This is a genomic window from Trichocoleus sp. FACHB-591, assembly GCF_014695845.1.
In the GTDB taxonomy this organism is placed as follows: domain Bacteria; phylum Cyanobacteriota; class Cyanobacteriia; order FACHB-46; family FACHB-46; genus Trichocoleus.
The window spans coordinates 25,859-50,054 of the sequence record NZ_JACJPA010000078.1 but is presented as its reverse complement, the minus strand read 5'-3'; the positions used below and the strand labels follow the sequence as shown (position 1 = coordinate 50,054).

Genomic DNA, 24,196 nt, shown 5'->3' with positions numbered 1-24,196 from the left:
ACCATTATCCTTGACAAGCTCCCTATGCTTCAAGTTTAGTTTTCAGGATTTTCAGATGACTCTGAATTTTCAGGGTCGTGAGGCTGGGCCTGTTCTACCAAAAATGGGTTGGGTGGGTTGGGCCGCTTTAGCTCTGGGGTGTCCTCCGATGTCGCTTCGGACGCCGCGATCGCTTCCTCTACCGCTTCAGGCTCAACCAGCGTAAATGTTGCAGGTTCAATCGGCGGCGCATTGAGATCGATGTCTTCTTGCTGACGCTCAATTGGATCGCCGGGGCCAATCGGTTCAGCAGGTGGAGCTAAGTCAACTTCGGCTGCATCTACTGGGATGGCTTCGGCAGGCACGAAGGGATCACCGAGCGGGTTCTCTACCACTTCAAGGCCTGTAGCTGCCTGCTCCACTGCTTCTGGAGTGGCTTCATCTTCTGGGATCGATGCGGATACATCACCAGAAGGGGTAAAGCCAGTGGGTACCACTACGTCATCTAGCGCTTCTGGAGCTACTTCGGCGGCGTTGTTGAGCAGGGTCTCTTCTTCGTCAACGCTTAGCAGTTCGGCATTGGTCGTCGCAGTTGGTGGTTCGGCAACGGTTTGGCTGGGTGACTCTAGCAGTAAAGTCGGCTCGTCGTCACTCAATGAGGTAGGTGAGGTAGGTGAGCTAACTGGCGTTGGCGTTGCAGCTGCGGCAGTGGGGTCAGCCATGTCGTCCTCAAGCTCATCGCTCACCTCTGTGTCTGCTCCAGGACCCGACTTCGGTGGATGATTGAGCTCGATCATGGGGCGGCTGGGTTTCTTCTGGCCAATCTTGGCGATCGCACCCTTCACCGTGTCAACCAGTCCTGACACAGAAGCCAAAGGGTTAGAGGTTGCTTTACCACTGGAAGTTGATTGACTGCCACTGGTGCCAGAACCTACTACTTCAGTGGGTACCGTAGCCCCCGAACTAGCAGATGCACTAGTTGAACTGGGTGACTGGCCCGTACCTCCCTGCGATCGCTCTTTCACGCTATTGAAGAGACGGCTGGCTTGGTCCTTGAGTTGGGTCACGTTTTCGGAGGAAGAGAAGCCAATCAGCTTGTCTCGAACTTGCTGAGTGGTGCCTCGCAGGGCGGCTGGTGTTGCCTGGGCAGGCAGTTGAGTTTTTTGTTCAGCTGGGGTGAGATCCCAGCGCATTTTTAGGGTTTGCCAACCAAACCAACCGAGGAGGGCGACGCTTGCCGTCTGACCCAGTAGGACACCCCCGGTGATCCGTCCCGCACAGACCCAGAGCACCAGGGCATAAAACAGAGCAATACCGCTCCAAATAAAATCGCTTTTGCGATGAACTTCTGGAAAGAAGAAAGCGGCCATATATAGAGCAAAGCTGCCAAGCGCGACAGCCAATGCCAGGATGTATGCAAGCATCATGCACTCCCTACTGCATCTGACGACTACTCATTCAATCTACTGCCTTAATGTCTATTGTCTCTGACATATTGAATTCTGAAGCAGGCTGAATTGTCCTGAGGCTCTGGTTGTAAAGGTGGCGAGGCGATCGCTTTGGCGTAACAATTTGTAGCGATCGCCTCAGCTTCATTAATGCTTTTTAGGGATAATCTTTCTGAATTTCTTTCCCTAGACAGACTTAAATCCTCATTTTTCCAGCCTTTTGCGGAGGCTCTTAATTTCTTCTTCCAGTACAACCTAAGGGGATCGGGCTACCCTGAAGGGGAATCACAGGCCCTGATACATGCAGAGTTGGTAAAAAGTGTTATGACCCAGCAGAGCTTTGGTCTCATTGGTTTAGCGGTTATGGGTGAGAACCTAGCCCTGAACGTTGAACGTAATGGTTTTCCGATTGCCGTTTATAACCGAACCCCAGACAAAACCGATGTCTTCATGGCACAGCGGGCGCAAGGTAAGCAAGTTAAAGCTGCCTACTCCATTGAAGACTTTGTGGCTTCTCTAGAACGGCCTCGAAAAATTTTAATTATGGTGAAAGCGGGGGCTCCGGTTGATGCTGTGATTAATCAGCTGAGACCCCTGCTAGAGCCTGGTGACATCATTATTGATGGTGGCAACTCTCTCTATGAAGATACGGAGCGGCGCACTAAGGAGTTAGAACCTTCCGGACTCCATTTTGTGGGTATGGGAGTCAGCGGTGGTGAAGAAGGAGCCCTGAATGGCCCCAGTTTAATGCCAGGTAGCTCCAAAGCTGCCTATGATGAACTCGCTCCCATCTGGACCAAGATTGCGGCCCAAGTGGATGATGGCCCTTGCGTGACCTACATTGGGCCAGGTGGGGCAGGGCACTACGTCAAGATGGTGCACAATGGCATTGAGTACGGCGATATGCAGTTGATTGCAGAAGCTTATGACTTGCTGAAGAATACTCTAGGCTTAAATCACACCCAGCTACATGAAGTGTTTGCTGAGTGGAATACTACTGAAGAACTCGACTCTTATCTAATTGAAATCACAGCTGACATCTTCAAGAAAATTGATCCCGATACAGGCAATGCCCTAGTTGATGTGGTTCTAGATGCTGCTGCCCAGAAAGGGACGGGGCGCTGGACGGTTGCCAGTGCTTTAGAGCTAGGTGTTTCCATCCCCACTATGATTGCTGCTGTGAATGCTCGGATTACCTCTTCCCAGAAGGAAGAACGGGTCGCTGCTTCCAAGGTTTTGACAGGACCTACAGGTAAGTATGAAGGCGATACCAGAGCCTTCATCGGCAAAATCCGGGATGCTTTGTACTGCTCCAAAATCTGCTCCTATGCTCAGGGCATGGAGTTGTTGAGTGTTGCCTCTAGGGACTTCAACTACGGTCTGAACTTAGGCGAAATTGCTCGGATTTGGAAAGGCGGTTGCATCATTCGAGCTCGCTTCTTGAATAAAATCAAGCAAGCCTTTGATGAAAACCCCAGCTTACCCAATTTGCTGCTAGCTCCAGAGTTTAAGCAAACGATTCTGGATCGACAAGACGCTTGGCGTGAAGTGGTGATTCAAGCGGCTAGATTGGGGATTCCGGTGCCCGCTTTTAGTGCTTCGCTTGATTACTTCGATAGCTACCGTCGCGATCGCTTGCCTCAGAACCTAACTCAGGCCCAGCGCGATTACTTCGGTGCCCATACCTACCTGCGAGTAGACAAGCCAGGAGTCTTCCACACGGATTGGACCCCAGCGGCTCAGGAATCTACCCAGACTTCCACGCCTGAAGTTCCTCTAGATGGTAAAGAGCCAGGAACTGTGGCACCGGAAGAGGTGAAAACTCAGGAAGCTCAAACGCAGCGTTAACCAGCTTCAAAGTTTGGCTCCTCCTCTCAATCCTATGCCTCCATCAGGGGGCATTTTTTGTGCTCTTGATACCTTGTACTACTGGAAGCTAATGATCTTTGCCATTTTGAAACGCTCCAGCTCTACACCTTTACGAGTCACGACTTCGGTTTCTGTGATGTGATATCCCATTTTTAAGAAGAAAAACTTAGAGATGCGGCTAGCTTCAGTGTGCAGATGCTCTACTCCTCGTTGGATTGCATAGGTTTCTAGTTTTAGGTAAATCTTGGTGGCATATCCTTGCCGCGCCGCTTGGCTGGCTGTGTAGAGAAAAGCAATATGATTGAGCGGATTTAATTGCCCAAAAGCGAGTAATTGCCCCTCTGATACAGCAACCAATGTCAGGCCCTGCTGGAGCGATCGCCTGAATTCCTCGATGTCGTCAGGATAAGCAGACCAGACGGCTATTTGCTCAGCGTTATAGGCTGTAGCCCCAATGCCAAGGACAGAGTCTTGGTAAATCGCCGCGATCGCTTCAGCATCGGTCGTTTGATAAGGACGAATCAACATGATTTTTAGATCCGGATTAAGCTCTGCCCAGAGAGAGATTTACTTGTCAGTTTTAACGAACTACAAGGGAAAGGCCACTAATTCGGCACAAGTAACTCGGCACAGCTAATTCAGTACAAGTATCCAGCACAAGCAATTCGGCACAGTTGGAATGGTGATCGAAAACCCCGTCGGCAACGTTTCTGAAGAAGTTTTTGTCTTTCCAACATCCTTCGCCCAGCAGCGGCTGTGGTTTCTGGAGCAGCTTGTTCCCAACACCTGTTTATATAATGTGCCGACTGTATTTCGCCTGACTGGTGCCCTCAATGTAGTTGTTTTAGAGCAAAGCTTTAATGAGTTGGTGCGTCGTCATGAAACTCTGCGAACAACTTTTGTGGTGATTGACGGAGAACCCGCGCAGGCGATCGCACCTCGTCTCCAGATTCCTCTCTCGATCATCGACTTGCAACATTGTTCTGTCCTAGAGCGGGAAGCAGAAGCGCAGCGACTGATCCGGACAGAAATGCAGCGGTCATTCTGTTTGTCTCAAGGGCCGCTGATTCGGTTGGTCCTGATTCGGCTGGCTCTATCAGAACATATCCTTTTGATCAATTTGCATCATATCGTTTTTGATGAGTGGTCTAGTGGCATCTTGATCCGAGAATTGGGGGCTTTGTATACCACTTTGAGTACAGATGCAGCTTCTCCTTTATCAGATTTGCCGATTCAGTATGCGGATTTCGCTCATTGGCAACGAGAATGGTTACAGGGAGAAATTTTAGAGTTACAACTTGCTTACTGGCGACAACAGTTGCGAGACGTATCTGTACTGGATCTTCCGACCGATCGCCCGCGTCCTAAATTGCCTACTCATCGAGGGGCGCTGCATCAGGTAGAACTCCCTCAAAGCTTAGCTGAAGCGCTCAATGCCCTGAGCCAGGATACGGGTAATACGCTGTTTATGACTTTGTTGGCAGCATTCCAGACGTTGCTCTATCGCTACACGGGTCAGACAGATGTTCCGCTCGGCTCACCTATCGCCAATCGCAACCGCAGTGAATTGGAGAGCTTAATTGGGTTTTTCGCCAATAGTCTAGTGCTGCGGGGAGATCTGTCTGGTAATCCTACTTTTGTGGAACTACTGGAACGATCGCGGCAGATGACTCTGGCCGCATATGCCCATCAAGATGTGCCGTTCGAGAAGCTGGTTGAGGAGTTGCACCCTATCCGTAACCCTAGCCATAATCCCCTGTTTCAAGTCATATTTGCGCTGCAAAATGCGCCGATGACCCAGCTAGAGTTGTCTGGGTTGACGCTGGACGCCATTGAGTTTGACACCCGCAGTAGTCGCTTCGATTTGGAGCTGTATCTGTGGGAATGTGGGGAGAATTTTCGGGGGTTATGGGGGCAAGGCTGGCAAAACTCTACAGGTCTGCGAGGAGTGGTGGTCTACAACACAGATCTATTTCAACCAGAAACGATCGCTCGCTTCATGCGATCGCTGCAAACTCTTTTGGAGGCGATTGTCGCTAACCCTCATCAGCGGTTGGCAGATTTACCTGTACTGACTGCGGCTGAACAAAAACAGATCTTGCTGGATTGGAATCAGACGGATACAGGCTATCCCAAATCTCAGTGCATTCATCAACTGTTTGAAGCGCAAGTAGAAAAGTCACCGGATGCGATTGCAGTTCAATTTGGTGACAAGCAGTTTACTTATCAAGCCTTAAACCAAGGCAGTAACCAATTAGCTCATTACTTACAGAAGCTGGGAGTTGGAGCGGAGGCATTAGTAGGTGTTTGTCTCGATCGCTCCTCCGAGATGGTGGCAGCTCTCCTCAGCATTCTCAAGGTAGGAGGGGCTTATGTACCACTAGATCCGACATATCCCTCAGAACGACTCTGCTTTATGATCGAGGATGCTCAAGTTCCTGTATTGCTAACTCAGACGCAATATCGAGAGCAGTTCCAAGATTGTTCCGTTCAGGTGATTTGCATAGATCAGGAGTGGGCCGCGATCGCCCAAGAGAGCGAAGAAAATCTCCCTAGCCAAGTTACAGCCGAAGATTTGGCTTATGTGGTTTATACCTCTGGTTCCACGGGGCAACCCAAGGGGGTGACTGTGCCCCATCGCGCCGTAAATCGGCTGGTATGTGATACCAACTATATCAAGATTCATCCCGGCGATCGCGTTGCTCAAGTCTCTAATGTCTCTTTCGATGCCGCTACGTTTGAGATTTGGGGTGCGCTGCTGAATGGCGCTCAACTGATTGGCATTGATCGGGAAATATCCTTATCTCCACTGAAATTCGCAACAGCTCTAGCCCAACAACAGATTGATATCCTATTTCTGACCACAGCTCTGTTTAACCAAGTCGCCAGTGAAGTCCCGGCTGCCTTTCGTAGATTGCGATATCTATTATTTGGTGGAGAAATTGCCGATCTACAACGGGTTCGAGCTGTAATCCAAGCAGGTGTACCAAAACACTTGCTGCATGTTTACGGTCCGACGGAAAGTACCACGTTTGCCTCTTGGTACGAGATCCAGGAACTGCCAGAAACTATCACCTCTCTCCCAATTGGTCGGCCAGTTGCTAATACCCAGCTTTATATCCTTGATACCCAACTTCAACCTGTACCAATTGGTGCAAAAGGTGAACTATACATCGGCGGTGATGGGCTAGCAACAGGCTATCTTAACCAACCAGAACTAACCGCTGAGCGATTCATTTCTTATAAGGATGAAGCAAGCTACCTCCTTCCTCTCTACAAAACCGGAGATCTTGCTCGTTATCACCCTGATGGCAATATTGAATTTTTGGGTCGTAGCGATCATCAGGTGAAGCTGCGGGGTTTTCGGATTGAATTGGGTGAAGTTGAGGCAGCTTTGCAGCAACACTCGCAGGTACAAGCAGCGATCGCCCTTCTTCAGTCATCCGCCACTGACGGTCGATCTTTGGTGGCTTATATTGTCCCTAGACGGAAACCTGCTCCTACTACTTCAGAACTGCGGAGTTTTTTGAAGGCGAAGTTGCCAGAGTATATGATTCCAAGTGCGATCGCAGTTTTGGAGGCTCTGCCGCTAACTCCGAATGGCAAGGTAGATCGGCGGGCTTTGCCTCCTGTAAGTTTAGCCTCGGTGGTTGGAATACCTGCGGCTCAAGCGCCACAAACGGAGATAGAACAAAAGCTGGCTGCGATTTGGATGCGGCTTTTAGGGCTTCCGCAGGTCGGAGTCCATGACAACTTCTTTGAGTTAGGAGGGCACTCGCTGCTAGCCACTCAACTCATGTCTCGCATTCGGGATGTTTTACAGGTGGAAGTGCCGTTGCGTACTTTGTTTGAGGCTCCCACGATCGCGGGCTTAGCTAAACAGATAGAAACGCTCAGTTGGGCGGGGCGGAGACGAGAAGTTTCTAGTGCTGTAGCAGTGGGACGTGAGGAGGTGGAGTTTTGACAACGGCTGAGTTTTTAGCTTATCTGCGACAATTAGATATTCAGGTGTGGTTAGAGGGAGCCAATCTACGCTGTAGTGCCCCAGACGGAGCCTTGACCCCAGAGTTGCGAGTCGCGATCGCTCAACGCAAATCAGAGTTGCTGAACTGGTTACATCAAGCTCATGCCTCTGTCAATCAAGCTGCATCTGAACTGAAGCCAATTTCCCGTAATCAACCACTACCGCTTTCCTTCGCCCAACAGCGATTGTGGTTTCTCGATCAACTGGTGCCAGAAAATCCCTTCTACAACATGCCCGCAGCCGTGCGGTTAAGTGGACATTTGCATCTAAGGACGCTGGAACAAGCTTTTGCGGCAGTGGTGCAACGTCATGAAACGCTACGGACTCGCTTTGCCAAAGTAGACGGGCAACCCACCCAGATCATTACGCCTGCTTTGTCACTGTCTATTCCAGTGACGGATCTGCAAAGTCTGGATTCCTCGGCGCAAGAGGAGACCGTTCGGCAAATTGCCACAGAGGAAGCACATTGCCCCTTTGATCTCACAGTCAGTCCGTTGTTGCGGGTGAAGTTATTGCAGCTAGAGACGACAGAATATCTACTACTGCTCAATCTGCATCACATTATTTCGGATGGTTGGTCGTTGGGGGTGTTAATGCGAGAGCTAGGAGCGCTCTATACAGCCTTTGCGGAGGGGCAGTCTTCTTCTTTGCCAGAGTTGCCGATTCAGTATGCAGACTTTGCTCACTGGCAGCGGCAATGGCTACAAGGAGAAGTGCTGGAGTCGCAACTGGCTTATTGGCGACAACAGTTGCAAGATCTGCCAGTACTGAATCTCCCGATTGACCATCCCCGCCCAGCCACGCAAAGTTATAAAGGCGCGATCGCTCCCTTAGCGCTATCTCTTGAACTCACCCAAGCCTTAGAAGAACTGAGCCAAGAATCGGGAACGACGCTGTTCATGACCCTTTTGGCTGCGTTTCAAACTCTACTTTTCCGCTATACAGGGCAGACTGATGTGGCTGTAGGGTCTCCGATTGCTAACCGTAACCGCAGTGAGATCGAGGGATTGATCGGTTTCTTCGTCAACAGCTTGGTGCTACGAATCAATCTTTCTGGTAATCCGACGTTTCGGGAGTTGCTGGAGCGATCGCGGGAAGTCGCATTAGCCGCCTACGCTCATCAAGATGTGCCATTTGAAAAGTTGGTTGAAGAACTACATCCAGAGCGGGACTTGAGCCGCAATCCATTGTTTCAGGTCGCATTTGCCCTCCAGAATGCGCCAATGACATCGCTAGATCTCCCTGGGCTGAAACTATCTCCTTGGAAACTGGATGTTGGCACCGCTCGGTTTGATCTGGAGTTCCATATATGGGAGCAAGCAGAAGGACTGAGTGGCCTCTGGGATACCCCAAAGGAGGGGCTGAGCGGCTTTGTGGCATACAGTACCGAACTGTTTGAGCCGGCTACCATCACGCGAATAATTGGGCATTTTCAAACGCTGCTAGAGGGAATTGTTGCCAATTCAGATCAGCGACTCTCCAATCTGCCCATCCTCAATGCTGCTGAACAGCATCAACTACTAGTTGAGTGGAATCAAACTCAGGTGGAGTACAACAAGGATGTTTGTATTCATCACCTATTTGCTGCCCAGGCTGAAAAAACACCTGATGCGATCGCGGTTTCCGCACCCTCTGGAAACGTAGGTGTGGCCGATCAGCAATTGACCTATCAAGAATTAGATCAGCGGGCTAACCAACTGGCGCACTATTTACAACAAATAGGAGTGGGGCCAGAAACCCTCGTTGGCATCTGTGTCGATCGCTCCCTTGATGTCTTAATTGCCATCTTGGGTGTGTGGAAAGCGGGAGGTGCTTATGTGCCGCTCGATCCAGAGTATCCCCGCGATCGCCTTCAGTTTATGCTGCAAGATTCGCAAGTTTCGGTGTTGCTGACTCAGCGATCGCATGTGGAAGTGTTTGATATTTCCCCATTTTCCTTGCAAGGGGGGAGTGATAAACCCATTTCGGGAGAAGATCAGACGCTTCGAGTTATCTGTCTAGATCAAGATTGGGAGTTGATTGCTCAGCAAAAGCAGTCAGCCCCCGCTAGTGTTGCGACAGCCGATCAGTTGGCTTATGTGATCTACACCTCTGGCTCAACCGGGATGCCCAAAGGGGTGATGGTGGAGCACCGAGGGCTTTGTAATGTGGTGACAGCGCAGCAGCAAAGCTTTAATTTGCCGTTGGGGAGTCGGGTGCTGCAATTTAGCGCCTGGAGCTTTGATGCTTCCATCTTTGAGATGCTGATGGCGTTAGGCGCTGGAGGTACGCTCTATATTGTGCCCCAGTCAGCGCGATCGCCTGGGATAGAACTGGTTCAATTCCTCCAAACCCAGAATATTGCTGCCGCGATTTTGCCGCCTGCGGTCTTGTCCCTATTGCCAGAAAATAACCTACCAATGCTGCAAACGGTGATTGCGGGTGGAGAAGCTTGTAGCGGTGAAATCGTGAGAAAGTGGGCACGAGGACGACGGTTTTTTAATGCTTATGGCCCTACAGAAACCACGATTTGGGCGACGGTGGCCGAACTGACTCACAAAGCTGACAGCCTCGAAAAGCCCCGCATTGGTCGTCCTGTGGCGAACACCCAAACTTATGTTTTGGATACTTATCAACAGCCTGTGCCGATTGGTGTAGTTGGTGAGCTATACATTGGTGGGGATGGAGTAGCTAGGGGATATCTCAACCGACCAGAGTTAACTGCTGAGCGTTTCATTTCTCTCCCCCTCTTCTCTCCTAACCCCTCTCTCCCAACCTCTCTTTACAAAACTGGAGATCTCGCTCGTTATCGACCAGATGGCACCTTAGAATTCATTGGGCGAGCAGATGAACAGGTTAAGGTTCGGGGCTTCCGGATGGAATTGGGTGAGATTGAGGCGGTCTTGCAGCAACATCCTTTAGTGAAAGGGGCGATCGCCACAGTTCAGGAATCAGCCTCTGGAGATCAACAGTTAACGGCTTATATCTCTTTCCATCCAGAGCGTGAAGGAGCTGGGATGGCGATCGCCCAGCAGCTACAGCAGGAGCAAGTAGAACATTGGCAAACTCTATACGATCAGACCTATGCTCAGCCTGTTAATTCTGCTGATCCAACGTTCAATATTGTGGGCTGGAATAGCAGTTATACGGGGCAACCCATTCCAATAGAACAGATGCGAGAATGGGTCGATCGCCGAGTGGAACAAATTCTCGCCCTACAACCTCAGCGAGTCCTAGAAATTGGTTGTGGAACGGGATTGCTGCTATTTCAACTAGCGCCTCACTGTCTCGAATATTGGGCTACAGATTTTTCCCAAATCTCATTAAGTACGATTCAGCAGCAGCTAAACCAGCAACAGTTGCCGCCCGTAAAACTATTGCATCGTTCGGCTAACGACTTTGCAGGTATAGAGCCAGCTAGATTTGATTTGATTGTGCTCAATTCGGTGGTGCAATACTTTCCGAGTGTGGATTACTTAGTGCAAGTTTTGGAGGAAGCGCTACAAGCCCTAGCTCCAGGCGGTTCTCTCTTTATTGGGGATGTGCGGAATCTAGCGCTGTTGTCTGCCTTTCATGCTTCTGTGCAGATGGAGCAAGCTAGCCCTGCATTGAAGCGATCGCAGCTCCATCAGCGGTTTCAGCGAGCCATGTTTGAGGAACCAGAACTGCTGGTCGATCCAGATTTCTTTCAGGCGTTGCGATCGCATTTTCCGCAAATCCAGGAAGTACAGGTTCAGCTCACTCGTGGTCAGGCTCATAATGAGATGACCCAGTTCCGCTACAACGTCATCTTGCAGAAAGAAACTCCAGCTAAGGAAAGTCAGGAGAAACCATCGTTTATCCCTACGAGACTGGATGTCTCTGGGTGGGATTGGACAAACGAACTAACAGTTGCTACGATTCGCCAGCATTTAGTTAAAGCGCAACCAGAGGTGTTAGCCATTAAAGGTGTACTGAACGCTCGCGTGGTTACGGCAGTCAAAGCAGGGGCTTGGTTGGTAGAGGCAGACGGACCTAGAACTGTAGGACATATGCGAACAGCCCTAGAGCAATTGGCAGAACCTGGAATTGATCCAGAAGCTTGGTGGAGTTTGGAGCGAGAGTTGCCCTACGACATAAACGTGAGTTGGTCAGCAATTGGAAGCGATCGCTATGATGTGACCTTACAACATCGAGAGGTCAAAGCAGAGCGGAGACTGGAGCCTGAGGCGATCGCCCCAGCTCGTCCTTGGTCCACTTATGCCAATCAGCCTCTACAAAGACAGTTGGCGCGACAGCTAGTGCCCCAGCTCCGAAATTACTTAGAGCAAAAGCTGCCAAACTATATGGTGCCTACTGCTTTTGTCGTGTTAGAATCTCTCCCGCTCACCCCCAGCGGCAAGATTGATCGTCGGGCTCTCCCTGCGCCCGTTCCGATAGAGTTAACGCAAGGATATGTAGCACCGCGATCGCCGATCGAAGCAAAATTAGTCTCTATTTGGTCAGAATTGCTGGGAGTCAAGCGAGTGGGTCTGCACGACAACTTCTTTGAACTTGGAGGGCATTCTCTTCTCGCGACTCAACTGACTTCGCGGATTCGGGATGCTTTTGCGATAGAACTGCCTCTGCGTCATTTATTTGAATCTCCAACGATCGCTCAACTAGCTCAGCAAATCGACACTTTGCAGGTTAGCCAACCCCAGCCGTCTATTCCTGCCATTGTTCCGCTCTCCAGAGAGGCATATCGGCGATCGCGATCGTCTTTGAATCAGAATTAAGGGAGATAAGAGGTGGTAGCTAGTAACAGCCAGGAAGAATTGTTTGTCTTTCCGGCGTCATTTGCTCAGCAGCGATTGTGGTTTTTGCATCAACTTGTACCGGAGAATCCTTTTTATAATGTCTCGGCGGCAATTCGCTTGCAAGGAAACTTGCACATAGGATCATTGGAGCAAACGCTTCAGGAGATTGGGCAGCGCCATGAGGTTCTTCGGACTACCTTTGCAGTAGTGGAGGGAGAACTGGCTCAGATCATCAGCCCTAATTTCCATCTACCTCTACCCATCGTAGATTTACAAGCAACTTCCGCGATCGCCCGCACCGAAGCAGCCCAGCGGATTGCCCAAGAGGTATCCCGACGTTCCTTCGATCTCAGGATGGGGCCACTGTTCCAAGCGCAGTTATTGCAACTCGAGGCAGCCGACTATATCTTGTTGCTAAATTTTCACCATATCGTGGCGGATGGTTGGTCGATCGCGGTATTGATTCGAGAGTTGACGACGCTCTATCCTGCTTTTCTCAAGCGCCAACCATCTCCTTTGCCAGAGTTACCCATTCAGTATGCGGACTTCGCCCATTGGCAGCGAGAGTATCTACAAGGCGAGGTATTGGCATCTCAGCTCTCTTATTGGCGGCAACAGCTGCAAGATCTCCCAGAATTGCAGTTACCTACGGATTATCCCCGTCCAGTCACGCCTAGCTACCGAGGATCTGCCCAACAGCTAGAGCTATCACCCGAACTAACCTCAGCTGTAGAGAGTTTGAGCGATCGCGCGGGCGTGTCTCTCTTTATGACGCTGCTCGCTGCATTTCAGACGCTGTTGTACCGTTATACAGGGCAAACAGATATCGTGGTGGGTTCAGCGATCGCCAACCGCAATCGCACCGAACTAGAGGATTTAATTGGGTTCTTCGTCAACAGTTTAGTATTACGGATTGACCTCTCTGGTAATCCTATGTTTGATGAGCTACTAGAACGAGTTCGTCAAATGACGTTGGCTGCCTATGCTCATCAAGAGGTGCCTTTTGAGAAGTTGGTTGAGGAATTGCAGCCAGAACGCGATTTGAGTCGAAATCCTCTCTTTCAGGTGGTCTTTACGCTCCAAAATACTCCAGTTGCCAAGCTGGAATTCCCTGGATTAGTGCTCAGCAACTTGCCCGTAGAAACAGAAACGGCTCGCGTTGATCTAGAATTTCACGTTTATAAATCTCTCAATCGGCTCACCTGTACCGCCATCTACAGCACTGATTTGTTTGAGCCAGCGACTATGACTCGTCTGCTGGGGCACTTCCAAACCTTACTAACAGGGATTGTAGCTGATCCAAAACAGCAGATTGCTCATCTATCTATTCTGTCCGCCAGAGAACGTGACCAGCTCTTTCAGGAATGGAGCCAGACAGTGACTCATGAGGTTGCTCCTCTCTGTGCTCACCAATGGTTTGAAGCACAGGTTAGACAAACTCCTGAGGCTGTTGCCCTGACCTATCAAAATCAGCGCCTCACCTATCGAGCCCTCAATCAACGGGCGAATCAATTGGCTCATTACTTGCAGGAGTTAGATGTAGGGGCAGAAGTTTTGGTGGGTCTCTGTGTCGATCGCTCCCCAGAAATGGTGATTAGTCTGTTAGCCATCTGGAAGGCGGGTGGCGCTTATTTGCCGCTCGACCCTGGCTACCCACGCGATCGCTTGCAGTTCATGCTAGTAGATGCTGAAGTTAAAATTTTAGTCACGCAATCTTCTCATTTGCATCTGTTTGATAGTGAGTTGCTACAGGTGGTTTGTTTGGATCAGGCGCAGAGAGCGATCGCGCAACAAAGCCAAGCCAACCTAATCAACTGGATTACGACTAACAACTTGGCTTATGTCATCTACACTTCGGGTTCTACAGGCCAGCCCAAAGGGGTCTTAGTCGAACATCGCGGGCTGAGCAATTTGGTACAGGCACAGAGACAGATCTTCCATCCCAAACTTGGTAGCCGCATTCTGCAATTTGCCTCCCTGAGCTTCGACGCTGCTATTTTTGAGATCCTCATGGCTTTGACTAACGGAGCTACCCTCTACCTAGCGCCCCAGACATCTTTGCTACCTGGAGCAGATTTACTTCAATTTCTCCGTCATAACGCTATTACCCATGCTACTCTACCTCCCAGCGTCTTATCTGTTTTGCCCGCAGAACCTCTGCCCGCTCTGCCAGTTCTAATCTCGGCGGGAGAAGCTTGTTCTAGTAGCATCGTTAAACGCTGGGCACGAGGACGACAGTTCTTTAATGCCTATGGCCCTACCGAAGCGACTATTTGGGCCACTGTTGCCGAGTTGACTGTAGATAGCGCTAAACCTACTATCGGTCGTCCGATCGCCAACACTCAAATTTACATCCTAGATGCTCATCTCCAACCTGTTCCCGTCGGTGTTGCGGGTGAGTTGTACATTGCTGGCATCGGCGTTGCCCGTGGCTATCTCAATCGACCTGACCTAACTGCTGAGCGTTTTGTTTCTCTCTCTCTCCCCTCTGCGGAAACGCTTGCAGCGAACACACCTCTCTACAAAACTGGCGATCGCGCTCGTTATCTCCCTGACGGCAATGTTGAATTTTTGGGTCGCGCGGATACTCAGGTAAAGTTGCGAGGTTTCCGGGTTGAGTTGGGTGAAATTGAGGCTGTGCTCCAGCAGCATGATGCAGTCCAGGTCGCAGTTGCGATCGCTTCTCAGGACAAACAGGGTGAGCAACGTCTAGTCGCCTACGTGATACCCCATGAGCAGCAGTCTGTAACTGACTCTGAGTTGCGAGAATTCCTGCAATCGCGGCTCCCAAGTTATTTGATTCCCGCCACATTTGTCTTGCTAGAAACTCTGCCGCTCACGCCGAATGGGAAAGTAGATCGCGCTGCGTTACCGATGCCTGAACTGGCAGATCTCCGGTTGGGAGAGTCTATGACTGCTCCTCGCACTCTGCTTGAGAAGAAATTGGCCAATATCTGGGCTGAGGTGTTGCACTTGGAGCAGGTTGGGATTGATGAAAATTTCTTTGCGCTGGGGGGAGACTCGTTTTTGGCGCTACGCCTGATGGAGCAAGTTCAACAACAGTTTGGACAATCTCTACCTTTATCGATGTTGTTTTTGGCTCCGACGGTGGAGCAACTGGCAAAACAGCTATCAAGCCCAGACTCTCTAGATTGGTCTCCCCTAGTGCCATTGCAACCTGCGGGTACTAAGCCTCCTTTCTTCTGTATCCATCCTGTAATGGGGATGGTACTGCCTTATGCTGAGTTAGCCCGTCGGATGGGAACTGAGCAACCTTTTTATGGACTGCAACCTTTTGGGTTAGACGGTCAACAGCCGCCGCTCAAGAGTATTGAGCAGATGGCGAGCCATTACATACAGGCAATTCGAGCCGTTCAGCCGCGAGGCCCCTATTATTTAGGGGGATGGTCATTCGGAGGCTTGGTAGCGTTTGAAATGGCCCAACAACTGCGGCAAGCAGGTCATGAAGTGGCGCTGCTAGCATTACTCGATACCCTCGCTCCGATCCCCACCAATCAACCGTCTTTTGGAGAGAGTTGGCGATTTCTGATCACGACTGTCCTGAAATCTCTCCCTTCGTTTGGGCTGGACTATTTCCGTCTCCTGATCGCTTCTCTATCGGAGACTTTTTGGAAAAGGCGATCGCGCCTCAACCAGATTCGATCAAAGACTCTGAGGGCTGCTCCCTCTAGGCTTCCTCCCGACTCGCAACTGCGACTCCTCAAAGAATTGGCGCTAAGCCCCATGCTCCGCATTTTTTATGCCAACAGTCAGGCAGTACGACGCTATATTCCTCGAATTTATTCGGGTCCAATTACGTTGTTCAAAAGCTCACAGTTTAAAAGCTCAAAACCATTGAGCCAAGCCAAAGATGATTTTCTCGGCTGGCACAGTTTAACTACAACCAAGATAAAAACTCATGTCATTCCTGGCGACCACTTCTCAATCTTGAAGCAACCTCACGTACAGGTTTTGGCTGAACAATTGCGCACCTATTTTAAGTAGGTGTAATCCAAAAGCTCATTGATTTAGTAGTTCAGATTAGAATAGTTGTTAGATTTAGCGATCAGACTGATAAATTTATTAGGCTAAAAGTGTCTGAGGATACATGAATTTAGAGGAATTCATCAAGAAAATTAAGACACTTAGGCAGTCAAGTAGCCATTTCACTGAAGATAAGAACTCAGAGTACTTAGACCCTTTACTGATCTACGAACAGCTGTTAACAGCCCTAGAAGAACTGCAAGTTGCGGAAGCGGAACTGGTACAGCAAAATGAAGAGTTGCAAATTACTCGTGACTTAATTGACCAGGAGCGCCAACGGTATCAAGAATTATTTGAATTTGCTCCAGACAGCTATATTGTCACAGATGTCAGCGGCCAAATTCAGGAAGTGAACGAAGCGGCGATCGCGTTACTCAATTTGCCTAGGGTATCTCTGATTCGTAAGCCATTATCTGTTTTTATTGCTGAATCAGAGCGGGCTATTTTTCGTCTCAGGTTACAAAGATTGCAGCAAGAGTCTACCCAGCAAGAGTGGGAGATGCGGCTACAACCTCGCCGAGGACAGTCCTTAGATGTAGCAGCGACGGTTGCAGTCGTGCGAGACAATTGGGCAAGGCCCATCATGCTACGTTGGTTGCTGCGCGATATTACTGCTCGCAAGCAGGTAGAGAGACAAGTCAAAAAGCTGAATGCAGAACTGATGCAGCGATCGCTCTTTGAAGCCAGTCTGAAGCGAATTCGGGACAAAGTGCGAGAAAGGTTAGATGAAAGCCAGATTTTGCAAACTGCGGTGCAGGAATTAGCCATTGGGCTGCACTTGCGTGCTTGCGATACTGCTATGTATGACCTGCAAACAGGCACTTCTACCGTTTGCTATCAATATAGTGCTCCTGGTGTCTTGACGCCTTCTGTAGCAGGACAAGTAATCCGGATGGCAGCCTTTCCGGATGGTTACAGTCAGCTTCAGCAAGCTCAAACTTTTCAGTTTTGTGAAATAACGACTGACCCCGCTCGAAGTCAAGTAGCGATTCTAGCTTGTCCCATTGCTGACCATGAAGGTGTCATTGGTGATCTGTGGTGCTTTAGCGACGGAGAGCGAGCCTTGCAGGAAGCTGAGGTGAACCTGGTGCAGCAGATTGCTGACCAATGTGCTATTGCGATTCGGCAAGCTCGGCTCTACCAAACAGCCCAAGCCCAGGTTGAGGAACTAGCAAAACTCAATTTGCTCAAGGATGATTTCTTAAGTACGGTTTCTCACGAACTCCGCACTCCTTTAGCAAACATCAAAATGGCGTCTCAACTGCTCCAAATTGCTAGTACTCCTGAACAACGGGAGAAATATCTTAAGGTCTTGCAAGGAGAATGCGATCGCGAAGCGGCTCTAATTAATGACCTTCTAGACTTACAACGTCTAGAGAGTAACCTCCAGAGCAACTTTGTGCCGGAAGCTATCAATCTCTCTACCTGGCTGCCTAACCTCATCGCGTCCCTACAACTGAAGGCTAAAGCCCACCGACAAAACCTTCAGTTAGATCTCCCTGCATCATTGCCAGTTTTTATCATTGACCAAGGTAGCTTAGAGCGGTTGCTAGTAGAACTGTTGCATAACGCCTATAAGTACACAGCAGCAGATGGAGAGATTATTCTGCAAGTTCGAGCGACTGGTGCTGTGACTACCTTTACGGTACGGAATCAAGCAGAAATTCCCGCTGAGCAATTACCTCGTATCTTCGATAAGTTCTACCGGATTCCTCATGCTGATCGCTGGAAGCAAGGAGGGACAGGTTTAGGCTTATCCCTGGTAAAGCGTTTAGTAGAGCAACTCCAAGGCACAGTCGAAGTAGAGAGTAGGGGTGGTTGGACAACCTTTACAGTGCAACTGCCCAATCACCCAAGCAGGAATGAATGATTAACTGCTGCTGGCGCTTCTCTCAGAGAGTTTCTTCTCGGTAAGTTCTGCTAAATTGGGTGTGGCGATGAAGCCAAAGTAAGTTGCGATCGCAGCGGTAGAGGCATGCAGCCAAATGTCATTACCAAAGATAGGGATAAAACCTAAAGTGGATTGAGTCGCGGGAATTAGACCCAGAATGGTGAGCAATCCATAGAATAGGGCCAACGCTCCACTGTAGAGACGGGAGCTACCTAAGGAGATAGAAGCCAGAATTCCTAGAAATCCTACAGTCAGATGAACGATATTGTGCAAGAAGTTAATCGGGAATAAACCTAGTAGATACCCATATCCGCCGCTAAAGCCAAGATTCGCCGCATCGGCTGACACTGTAGGTTCTTTCACCAAGGCTGGGATAAATCCCATGATACCGATTAACAGAAAGAGGATACCTATCACCAAGGCGAAATACTGTCCTGGTTTCCGAGATTTCATTGTTGAGATTCCTGTTGTCTAAAACTGTGGTCTAATGTGATCTAAAAAGATGCAAATTGGCAAAGCCTTAACGGTTAAGCATAACCATCAAACACTTATGCATCTTCTTCTTAAGGCTTGTTTGGATGTATCAAGACGCTGTGTTGAGCAATACGCTGTAAACATTTCGATGCTGCGATTTTCAAGCGAATCGCCCCACCCGGAAGTTCAGTAGTTACTTTGACTGCTGCAATGCTTGTACTAAAACCGCGATCGCCTTCTGTTTTTGTGGATCTGCGCCTTGAGCATAAGCTAACTGAAACGGCACTTCAATATCTGGCTTCACACCTCTCCCTTCCAGGCGTTCTCCGTTGACAAACACATCTACCACAGCTAGATATAGCAGGCTACCATCCTGCATCAGAAATGGGCGACCTCCCACCACAGCTCCTGGAGTTTGGCTACCAATCACGGCTCCAATGTTGTATTTCTGAAAGCCATAAGCCAAAATCTCTTTACCACTTCTAGAGCGTTGGTTGACCAACATAACGACTGGCTTGCTCCAACGGTAATTGAGGTCAGTTTTGGTGCCATCGCGCTCAACTTGAGTCAGGGTTGGAGACTTGGCAGTAAAGAAGTTGAGATATTCTGGGATCGCTCCACCCCAGCCCTCTCGCAAGTCTAAAATTAATCCGTCTGCTGTTCTCAAATCGCCATAGATTAGCGATCGCTTTAATTCCTCTTGGTAGCGATCGCCCGCATAAGACCAAATATGCACATAGCCAATTCGCTGATTCCCTTGCTCAATCATCTCTGTGCTCGCCTGCATCGCTTCCAAAAAAAGCTTGGTGGGATCTAGGGATTTGGGAGTAACGGTAATTGTTTGAGTGCTAGCCGCATCCGAGGTGCGCTGAATGGAGACTTTGACTGCTTGCCCCACCTTGCCGACAAAAGATTGGATTGGTTGGTAAGGAAGACCCTCGACACTGAGTAAGCGATCGCCCACCTTCAAGCCTGCCTTCTCCGCAGGGCTGCCATTGAGGATAGCGCTGATAAAAGTTTGACCGTTCAGCTCTTGGGTGAAAATGCCAATGCCAGTATATTCCACCTTGCCATCTGGAAAGAACTTTCTCAACTGTCTCCATAAACTATCAGATTGAAAGATGCCTAAAAGTTGGTAGTAAGCAGGTTCGGAGCGAGTGTAAAACTGCGTATGGGAAGTCTGTAACTCAGACAACATCTGATTGATCACGACAGCGGCTGCTTCCATAGAGCTGGCTTGCGCTACTAAGGGCCTGTAGCGATCGCGAATTGCCTGCCAGTCCACGCCATTAAACTTGCGATCGTAAAAGTTTTGATTGACTGTCTGCCAAGCTTGTTCAAACACTGCACTTTTAGGGTCTGCCAGTCTGGAAACTGCTGGTAAGACGAGTAGGGCAACTAAAAGTAAACCTGTAGCACTTGTAATCGCTAAAGCAAACCAGCGGCGTAAATTCTTAAGCGATTTTTGGTGCAGGCTAGACATTGGAAAAACTTCCGCAAATCAATTGTTTTTTAATTGAGATTGGTCTTAATCACTAGCCTAATTAAGCTCTGCTTTTCTACATTAGTTTTTAATAGCAAAAGCTCGTAGAGATGAGTGATGTCAATGCTTAACTTTGGCAGTGCTGAAGTGGTTTGGCATCACTGCCCACTAGGTTCTGGCTCTGACAAAAGCTGATAATTCTGGCTTCTAATGAAGCACTTTTGTTGGTAGCTAAATATTCTCGGCTAGGGCAAAAATTGATTTGACTGGCTCAGGTTTGCTACCTTAAGAAGAAATTTAGGGACTAGACTGTCAGCTATGCAATTTTAGAATTTGGGCTAGAGCGCCGATGAGGTGAATAGAAAAGGCCAAGAAATAATAGAGAATACGGTCAACCCCCCTATCTAGGATCTAGTTTATGAGTAAACGGATTCTTCTTGTAGAAGATAACGAAATCCATCGTCTGTTCACTCAAGATTTTTTAGAGTCGCAAGGATATCAAGTCCTAAGTCTCTGTGACGGCATTGATTTCTTGGAAACGGTGACTGAGTTTCAACCAGACTTACTCATCTTAGATCTAAGGCTACCTCAAGTGGATGGATTCACACTGCTTCAGGAACTACAACAGTCGCAGTGGCATGCTTTGCCTGTGGTGGTCGTAACGGCCTATGCTTTTTATCGGGAGAAACAAAGAGCGTTGAGTATGGGGGTGCGTTCTTACCTAACTAAGCCCATTAAGCTAGAAGCGATCATCCAAGCGATTGAGATAGAGCTGAGCCTTAACTAGCCAAACTATGACTGCTCTAGGCTATTGATCAGTGAAAGGGGCACCGTTGGTTGCTCACCCCACGAAACTTGTCAAATATAATCTGCCCTGAGATTTAAACCAGGGTCTACCTAAAGAGGTGGATTGCGACAGCTACTATTCGTAACTCTAGATACAAGACAGGAAAAATTAGAAGGGCTAAAGTTTATTCATGTTTATATTCCTCAACGAGAGTCTTTGACTGTATGTTAAAGACTCTTTTATTGCTTTTCTAGAGAAATCCCAGAAGCACGCCTAGTTAAAAAGCCCAATGCCGTGATCAATATCTGCGCGAGCGTCCTCACCCATGCTTCCAGCGATCGCCGTTCCTCAGCCCTCTAGTCCCCCTTCTGTGCGTAAGGCTGTGATTCCAGCCGCAGGCTTTGGTACACGTCTCTTTCCCGCTACCAAGGCAGTTAAGAAGGAGCTATTTCCGATTATTGACGCTGAGGGACGAGCAAAACCTGTGATTTTGGCGATCGTAGAAGAAGCGCTTAGTGCTGGGATTGAATCGGTCGGGATTGTGGTGCAACCGTGCGATCGCGAGCTGTTTGAAACTTTCTTTAACGCGCCACCAGAGGGAGATTATTTCCAGAAACTAGTGGCGAAACAGGGCGCTTACTTGGAATATCTTCAGGAGGTAGGCGATCGCATCACAATCTTGACACAGGAGCAGCAAGAGGGCTTCGGTCATGCGGTCTTCTGTGCCAAAGACTGGGTACAGGATGAGCCATTTCTGCTGCTCTTAGGTGATCACGTCTACAAGTCTGATTTGGAGGTCTCCTGTGCGGCTCAGATGTTGGCTATGTTCGAGCGCTGCCGCAAGAGTGTCATTAGTCTGGAAGTGACCCCAGCCGCCGAGATTAGCCATAGAGGATGTGTGACGGGTACGTGGCAGGAGCCACAGGTATTGCTAGACGTGACTCAGTTGGTGGAAAAGCCAGAGGTAGAGTATGCGCGGCAACATCTACATATACCTGGCATGGATCCGGATCAATTGCTATCTATTTTTGGCATGTATGTGCTGCCACCACAAATTTTTGACTACCTGGAAGAGCAGATCCGAGGCAATTTACGCGATCGCAATGAATTTCAGCTCACCTCTGGCCTAGAGCGGCTGCGGCAAGAGTTAGGGATGATGGGCTATATGGTGCAAGGGCGATCGTTTGATACAGGATTACCAGACGCATACCGCCAAGCCCTAATTGAGTTTCGGCAGACTTAGGAAGTGGGCAAAGGAAACTCAATACTAAATCGCGTCTGTGCTGCTTCGCTGGCGACGTGGATAGTTGCGCCCAACCGTTCAACCCGTTTCTTGACTAACGCTAAGCCTAAGCCAGTGCCGCTATACTTCCAAGGATCGTTGTTGGGGATGCGGTAGAACTTATCAAAAATGCGATCGCATTCCTCCACTGGGATCTCCACCCCAGAATTGCTGATATGTAGCTGTAACCGTTCGGAGGTAGCCTCGGCGAAGATTTTAATCTGCTCACCTGGGGGGGTGTATTTACAGGCGTTACCAAGCAACTCCGATAAGACGCGCTCTAAATCAATCAGGTCTGTGGTGAGGGCAGGGAGATCATCAGGGAGATCAACCTGGATTTGCTGCTGTTGAGTATGAGCCCGTTCCATAAAAGTTTCTGCTACATGCGGCACCCAAGTACTAAGTTTGATGCTGGTTAACAGTAAGGGTTCTGCATCAGCATCTAGGCGGGATAAGTCTAGCAGGTCATTAATTAAGCTAATTTCTTGTTCACATTCGCTCTGCAAAATCTGGAAATAACGCTCTAAATCTGCTGATGGTGGTATCTCTAGCGGCTCTAAAGTCATCTTCAACATCTGAGTCGCCATTTTGATGTTGGAGATAGGAGTGCGTAACTCATGGGATATGGTGCTTAAAAAGTCATCCTTGAGACCATTGAGTCTTTCTAGGGCTGCCACTTGGGCCTGAGCCGCCTGATAGAGCCGTGCTTGGCGAATGGCGATCGCGCATTGGTTGGCTACCTGCTGCACTAAATGTAATTCTAAATCTCTAAAAGGATAGTCTTTGTCATTGACCAAGCGTAGATCACCTAGCACTCCTTGGTCATCCACGATCGCGCAAGCCAACATGGCTACTCGCCCTTGAATCGGATGGGGTACTAAGTTGCACAACTGTAGGGATTGCCCTTCTTGGAGTTGCTCATATTCAGGGAAATAGGCCATCTCGATCACAGAGCCTTGCTCCGAAAACATAGAGGCAGTGTATTCATAAGCGATCGTCGCAGTTTGTTGGGTCAGATCGTACAGAGCCGCTTGGCAACGATTTACGCCTAGTACTAGAGCTAACTCCTGCACGACAGTAGCTAAAATTTGCCCTTCATCCAAGCTATCCCGCAACTTATCGGTGATGCGCTTGAGCATGTCATTAAAGTCGAGGACTTGATGCAACTGAGCAGTATACTGGCGCAGCGATCGCTCGGCCTGCTTGCGTTGCGTAATATCGTGAAAGATACAGTGAATTGCCTTGAGCTGATCTGCTTCAAATCGGCTGCTCAAGGTGCCTTCAACTATAACTTCTCGTCCCTCTTTACTCAAAAATGTGATTTCCAAGCTACGGGTAGCGGGTTTTGCCTGCACCCAATAGATTGCTTCTAGCCATCGTCCTCGGCTTTGCGGATGCACAATGTCTATGGCTAAGTTGTTCAGGTCCGCTTCGTCATAACCCAACGTATGTTTCCAGGCGGGGTTGACATAGAGCAACTCCCCAGACGGAGACATGATATGGATTAAATCATTGGCATGGTCTAAGAAGTTTTGCAACCGTGCTTGGCTCGTCCGCAGTTCAGCGTTTACAGCTTCTAATTGGTCTGCTTGCCGTTGGATCTGAGCAGTCTTCTGAAACAGCTCCACAAAGGCGGCTACCTTGGAAAGGAGAATTTCTGGCTCAATCGGTTTGAATAAATAATCTACTGCTCCGACCGAATAGCCTTTGTAAACCAACTGGTCGCTGTTATGGAGCGCCGTCATAAAAATAATTGGGATATGACGCGATCGCGCGCGGCTACGAATTAGAGTCGCCGTCTCAAATCCATCCATTTCCGGCATTTGGACATCGAGCAAAATCAGAGCAAAGTCTTCCTCCAACAAGCACTTCAAGGCTTCTTTGCCCGAACAAGCTCGCACCAAATTTTGACTTAAACTAGCGAGAACTCCTTCTAGCGCTAGCAAATTTTCTACATGGTCATCGACCAGGAGAATATTAACTGGAGGCTCAGTTTGCATCATTCCATTGCAACCCAGGGTAGTACCTGACAGCGGCATAGCGGTATAAAGCTAGCCTGCAAGGACTTTATAGTAGTGAACAGCAATTAACGCTAGTGTGGTTAAGTCACCAGTTTCTTAGTTTAGTGTACGGTGCTTCTAAGTAGTAGCCTCAAGGG

General features: G+C 49.1%; 12 protein-coding genes. 7 read left to right on the top strand and 5 right to left on the bottom strand.

Annotation, left to right across the window (positions count from 1 at the left end):
• Positions 1-35 precede the first annotated feature (35 nt).
• The gene (locus tag H6F90_RS30695; protein ID WP_242024468.1) at positions 36-1,406 is read right to left on the bottom strand and encodes a Ycf66 family protein; all 1,371 of its coding nucleotides are present in this window, start codon (positions 1,404-1,406) and stop codon (positions 36-38) included.
• A gap of 345 nt (positions 1,407-1,751) precedes the next feature.
• Between H6F90_RS30695 and gndA the strand changes: the two genes are divergently transcribed.
• Complete coding sequence (gene gndA / locus H6F90_RS13700; protein ID WP_190553002.1) at positions 1,752-3,275, top strand: NADP-dependent phosphogluconate dehydrogenase; 1,524 nt, start codon at positions 1,752-1,754, stop codon at positions 3,273-3,275.
• Positions 3,276-3,353: 78 nt separating this feature from the next.
• Here gndA and H6F90_RS13695 read toward each other — a convergent pair whose 3' ends face one another.
• Positions 3,354-3,824 (bottom strand): GNAT family N-acetyltransferase, encoded by a 471-nt coding sequence (locus H6F90_RS13695; protein WP_190553001.1) that lies wholly within the window; start codon positions 3,822-3,824, stop codon positions 3,354-3,356.
• 151 nt (positions 3,825-3,975) lie between these two features.
• Here H6F90_RS13695 and H6F90_RS13690 point away from each other — a divergent pair, with 151 nt between their 5' ends.
• The 4 genes from H6F90_RS13690 to H6F90_RS13675 all read left to right on the top strand — a co-directional run bounded on the left by H6F90_RS13690 (position 3,976) and on the right by H6F90_RS13675 (position 17,991).
• Complete coding sequence (locus H6F90_RS13690) at positions 3,976-7,260, top strand: non-ribosomal peptide synthetase (protein ID WP_190553000.1); 3,285 nt, start codon at positions 3,976-3,978, stop codon at positions 7,258-7,260.
• On the top strand, positions 7,257-12,056 hold the full coding sequence (locus H6F90_RS13685; RefSeq protein WP_190552999.1) for a non-ribosomal peptide synthetase: 4,800 nt from the start codon (positions 7,257-7,259) through the stop codon (positions 12,054-12,056). The genes H6F90_RS13690 and H6F90_RS13685 overlap by 4 nt, the downstream gene beginning before the upstream one ends.
• 12 nt (positions 12,057-12,068) lie before the next feature.
• Positions 12,069-16,082, top strand: coding sequence for a non-ribosomal peptide synthetase (locus H6F90_RS13680; protein WP_190552998.1), 4,014 nt, complete (start codon positions 12,069-12,071; stop codon positions 16,080-16,082).
• 103 nt (positions 16,083-16,185) lie between these two features.
• Complete coding sequence (locus H6F90_RS13675; RefSeq protein ID WP_190552997.1) at positions 16,186-17,991, top strand: ATP-binding protein; 1,806 nt, start codon at positions 16,186-16,188, stop codon at positions 17,989-17,991.
• Here H6F90_RS13675 and H6F90_RS13670 read toward each other — a convergent pair whose 3' ends face one another.
• The gene (locus H6F90_RS13670) at positions 17,992-18,465 is read right to left on the bottom strand and encodes a DUF4383 domain-containing protein (RefSeq protein WP_190552996.1); all 474 of its coding nucleotides are present in this window, start codon (positions 18,463-18,465) and stop codon (positions 17,992-17,994) included.
• Between the two features lie 214 nt (positions 18,466-18,679).
• Positions 18,680-19,969: a S41 family peptidase gene (locus H6F90_RS13665; RefSeq protein ID WP_190552995.1), complete on the bottom strand. Its 1,290-nt coding sequence runs from the start codon at positions 19,967-19,969 to the stop codon at positions 18,680-18,682.
• Between the two features lie 418 nt (positions 19,970-20,387).
• On the opposite strand from H6F90_RS13665, the gene H6F90_RS13660 reads away from it, so the two are divergent.
• Positions 20,388-20,756 (top strand): response regulator, encoded by a 369-nt coding sequence (locus H6F90_RS13660; RefSeq protein ID WP_190552994.1) that lies wholly within the window; start codon positions 20,388-20,390, stop codon positions 20,754-20,756.
• A 325-nt stretch (positions 20,757-21,081) separates the two neighbouring features.
• Positions 21,082-21,999: a UTP--glucose-1-phosphate uridylyltransferase gene (locus H6F90_RS13655; RefSeq protein WP_190552993.1), complete on the top strand. Its 918-nt coding sequence runs from the start codon at positions 21,082-21,084 to the stop codon at positions 21,997-21,999.
• Here H6F90_RS13655 and H6F90_RS13650 read toward each other — a convergent pair.
• Positions 21,996-24,041, bottom strand: coding sequence for an ATP-binding protein (locus tag H6F90_RS13650; protein ID WP_190552992.1), 2,046 nt, complete (start codon positions 24,039-24,041; stop codon positions 21,996-21,998). The two genes, H6F90_RS13655 and H6F90_RS13650, sit on opposite strands and share 4 nt — an antisense overlap.
• Between the last annotated feature and the right edge of the window lie 155 nt (positions 24,042-24,196).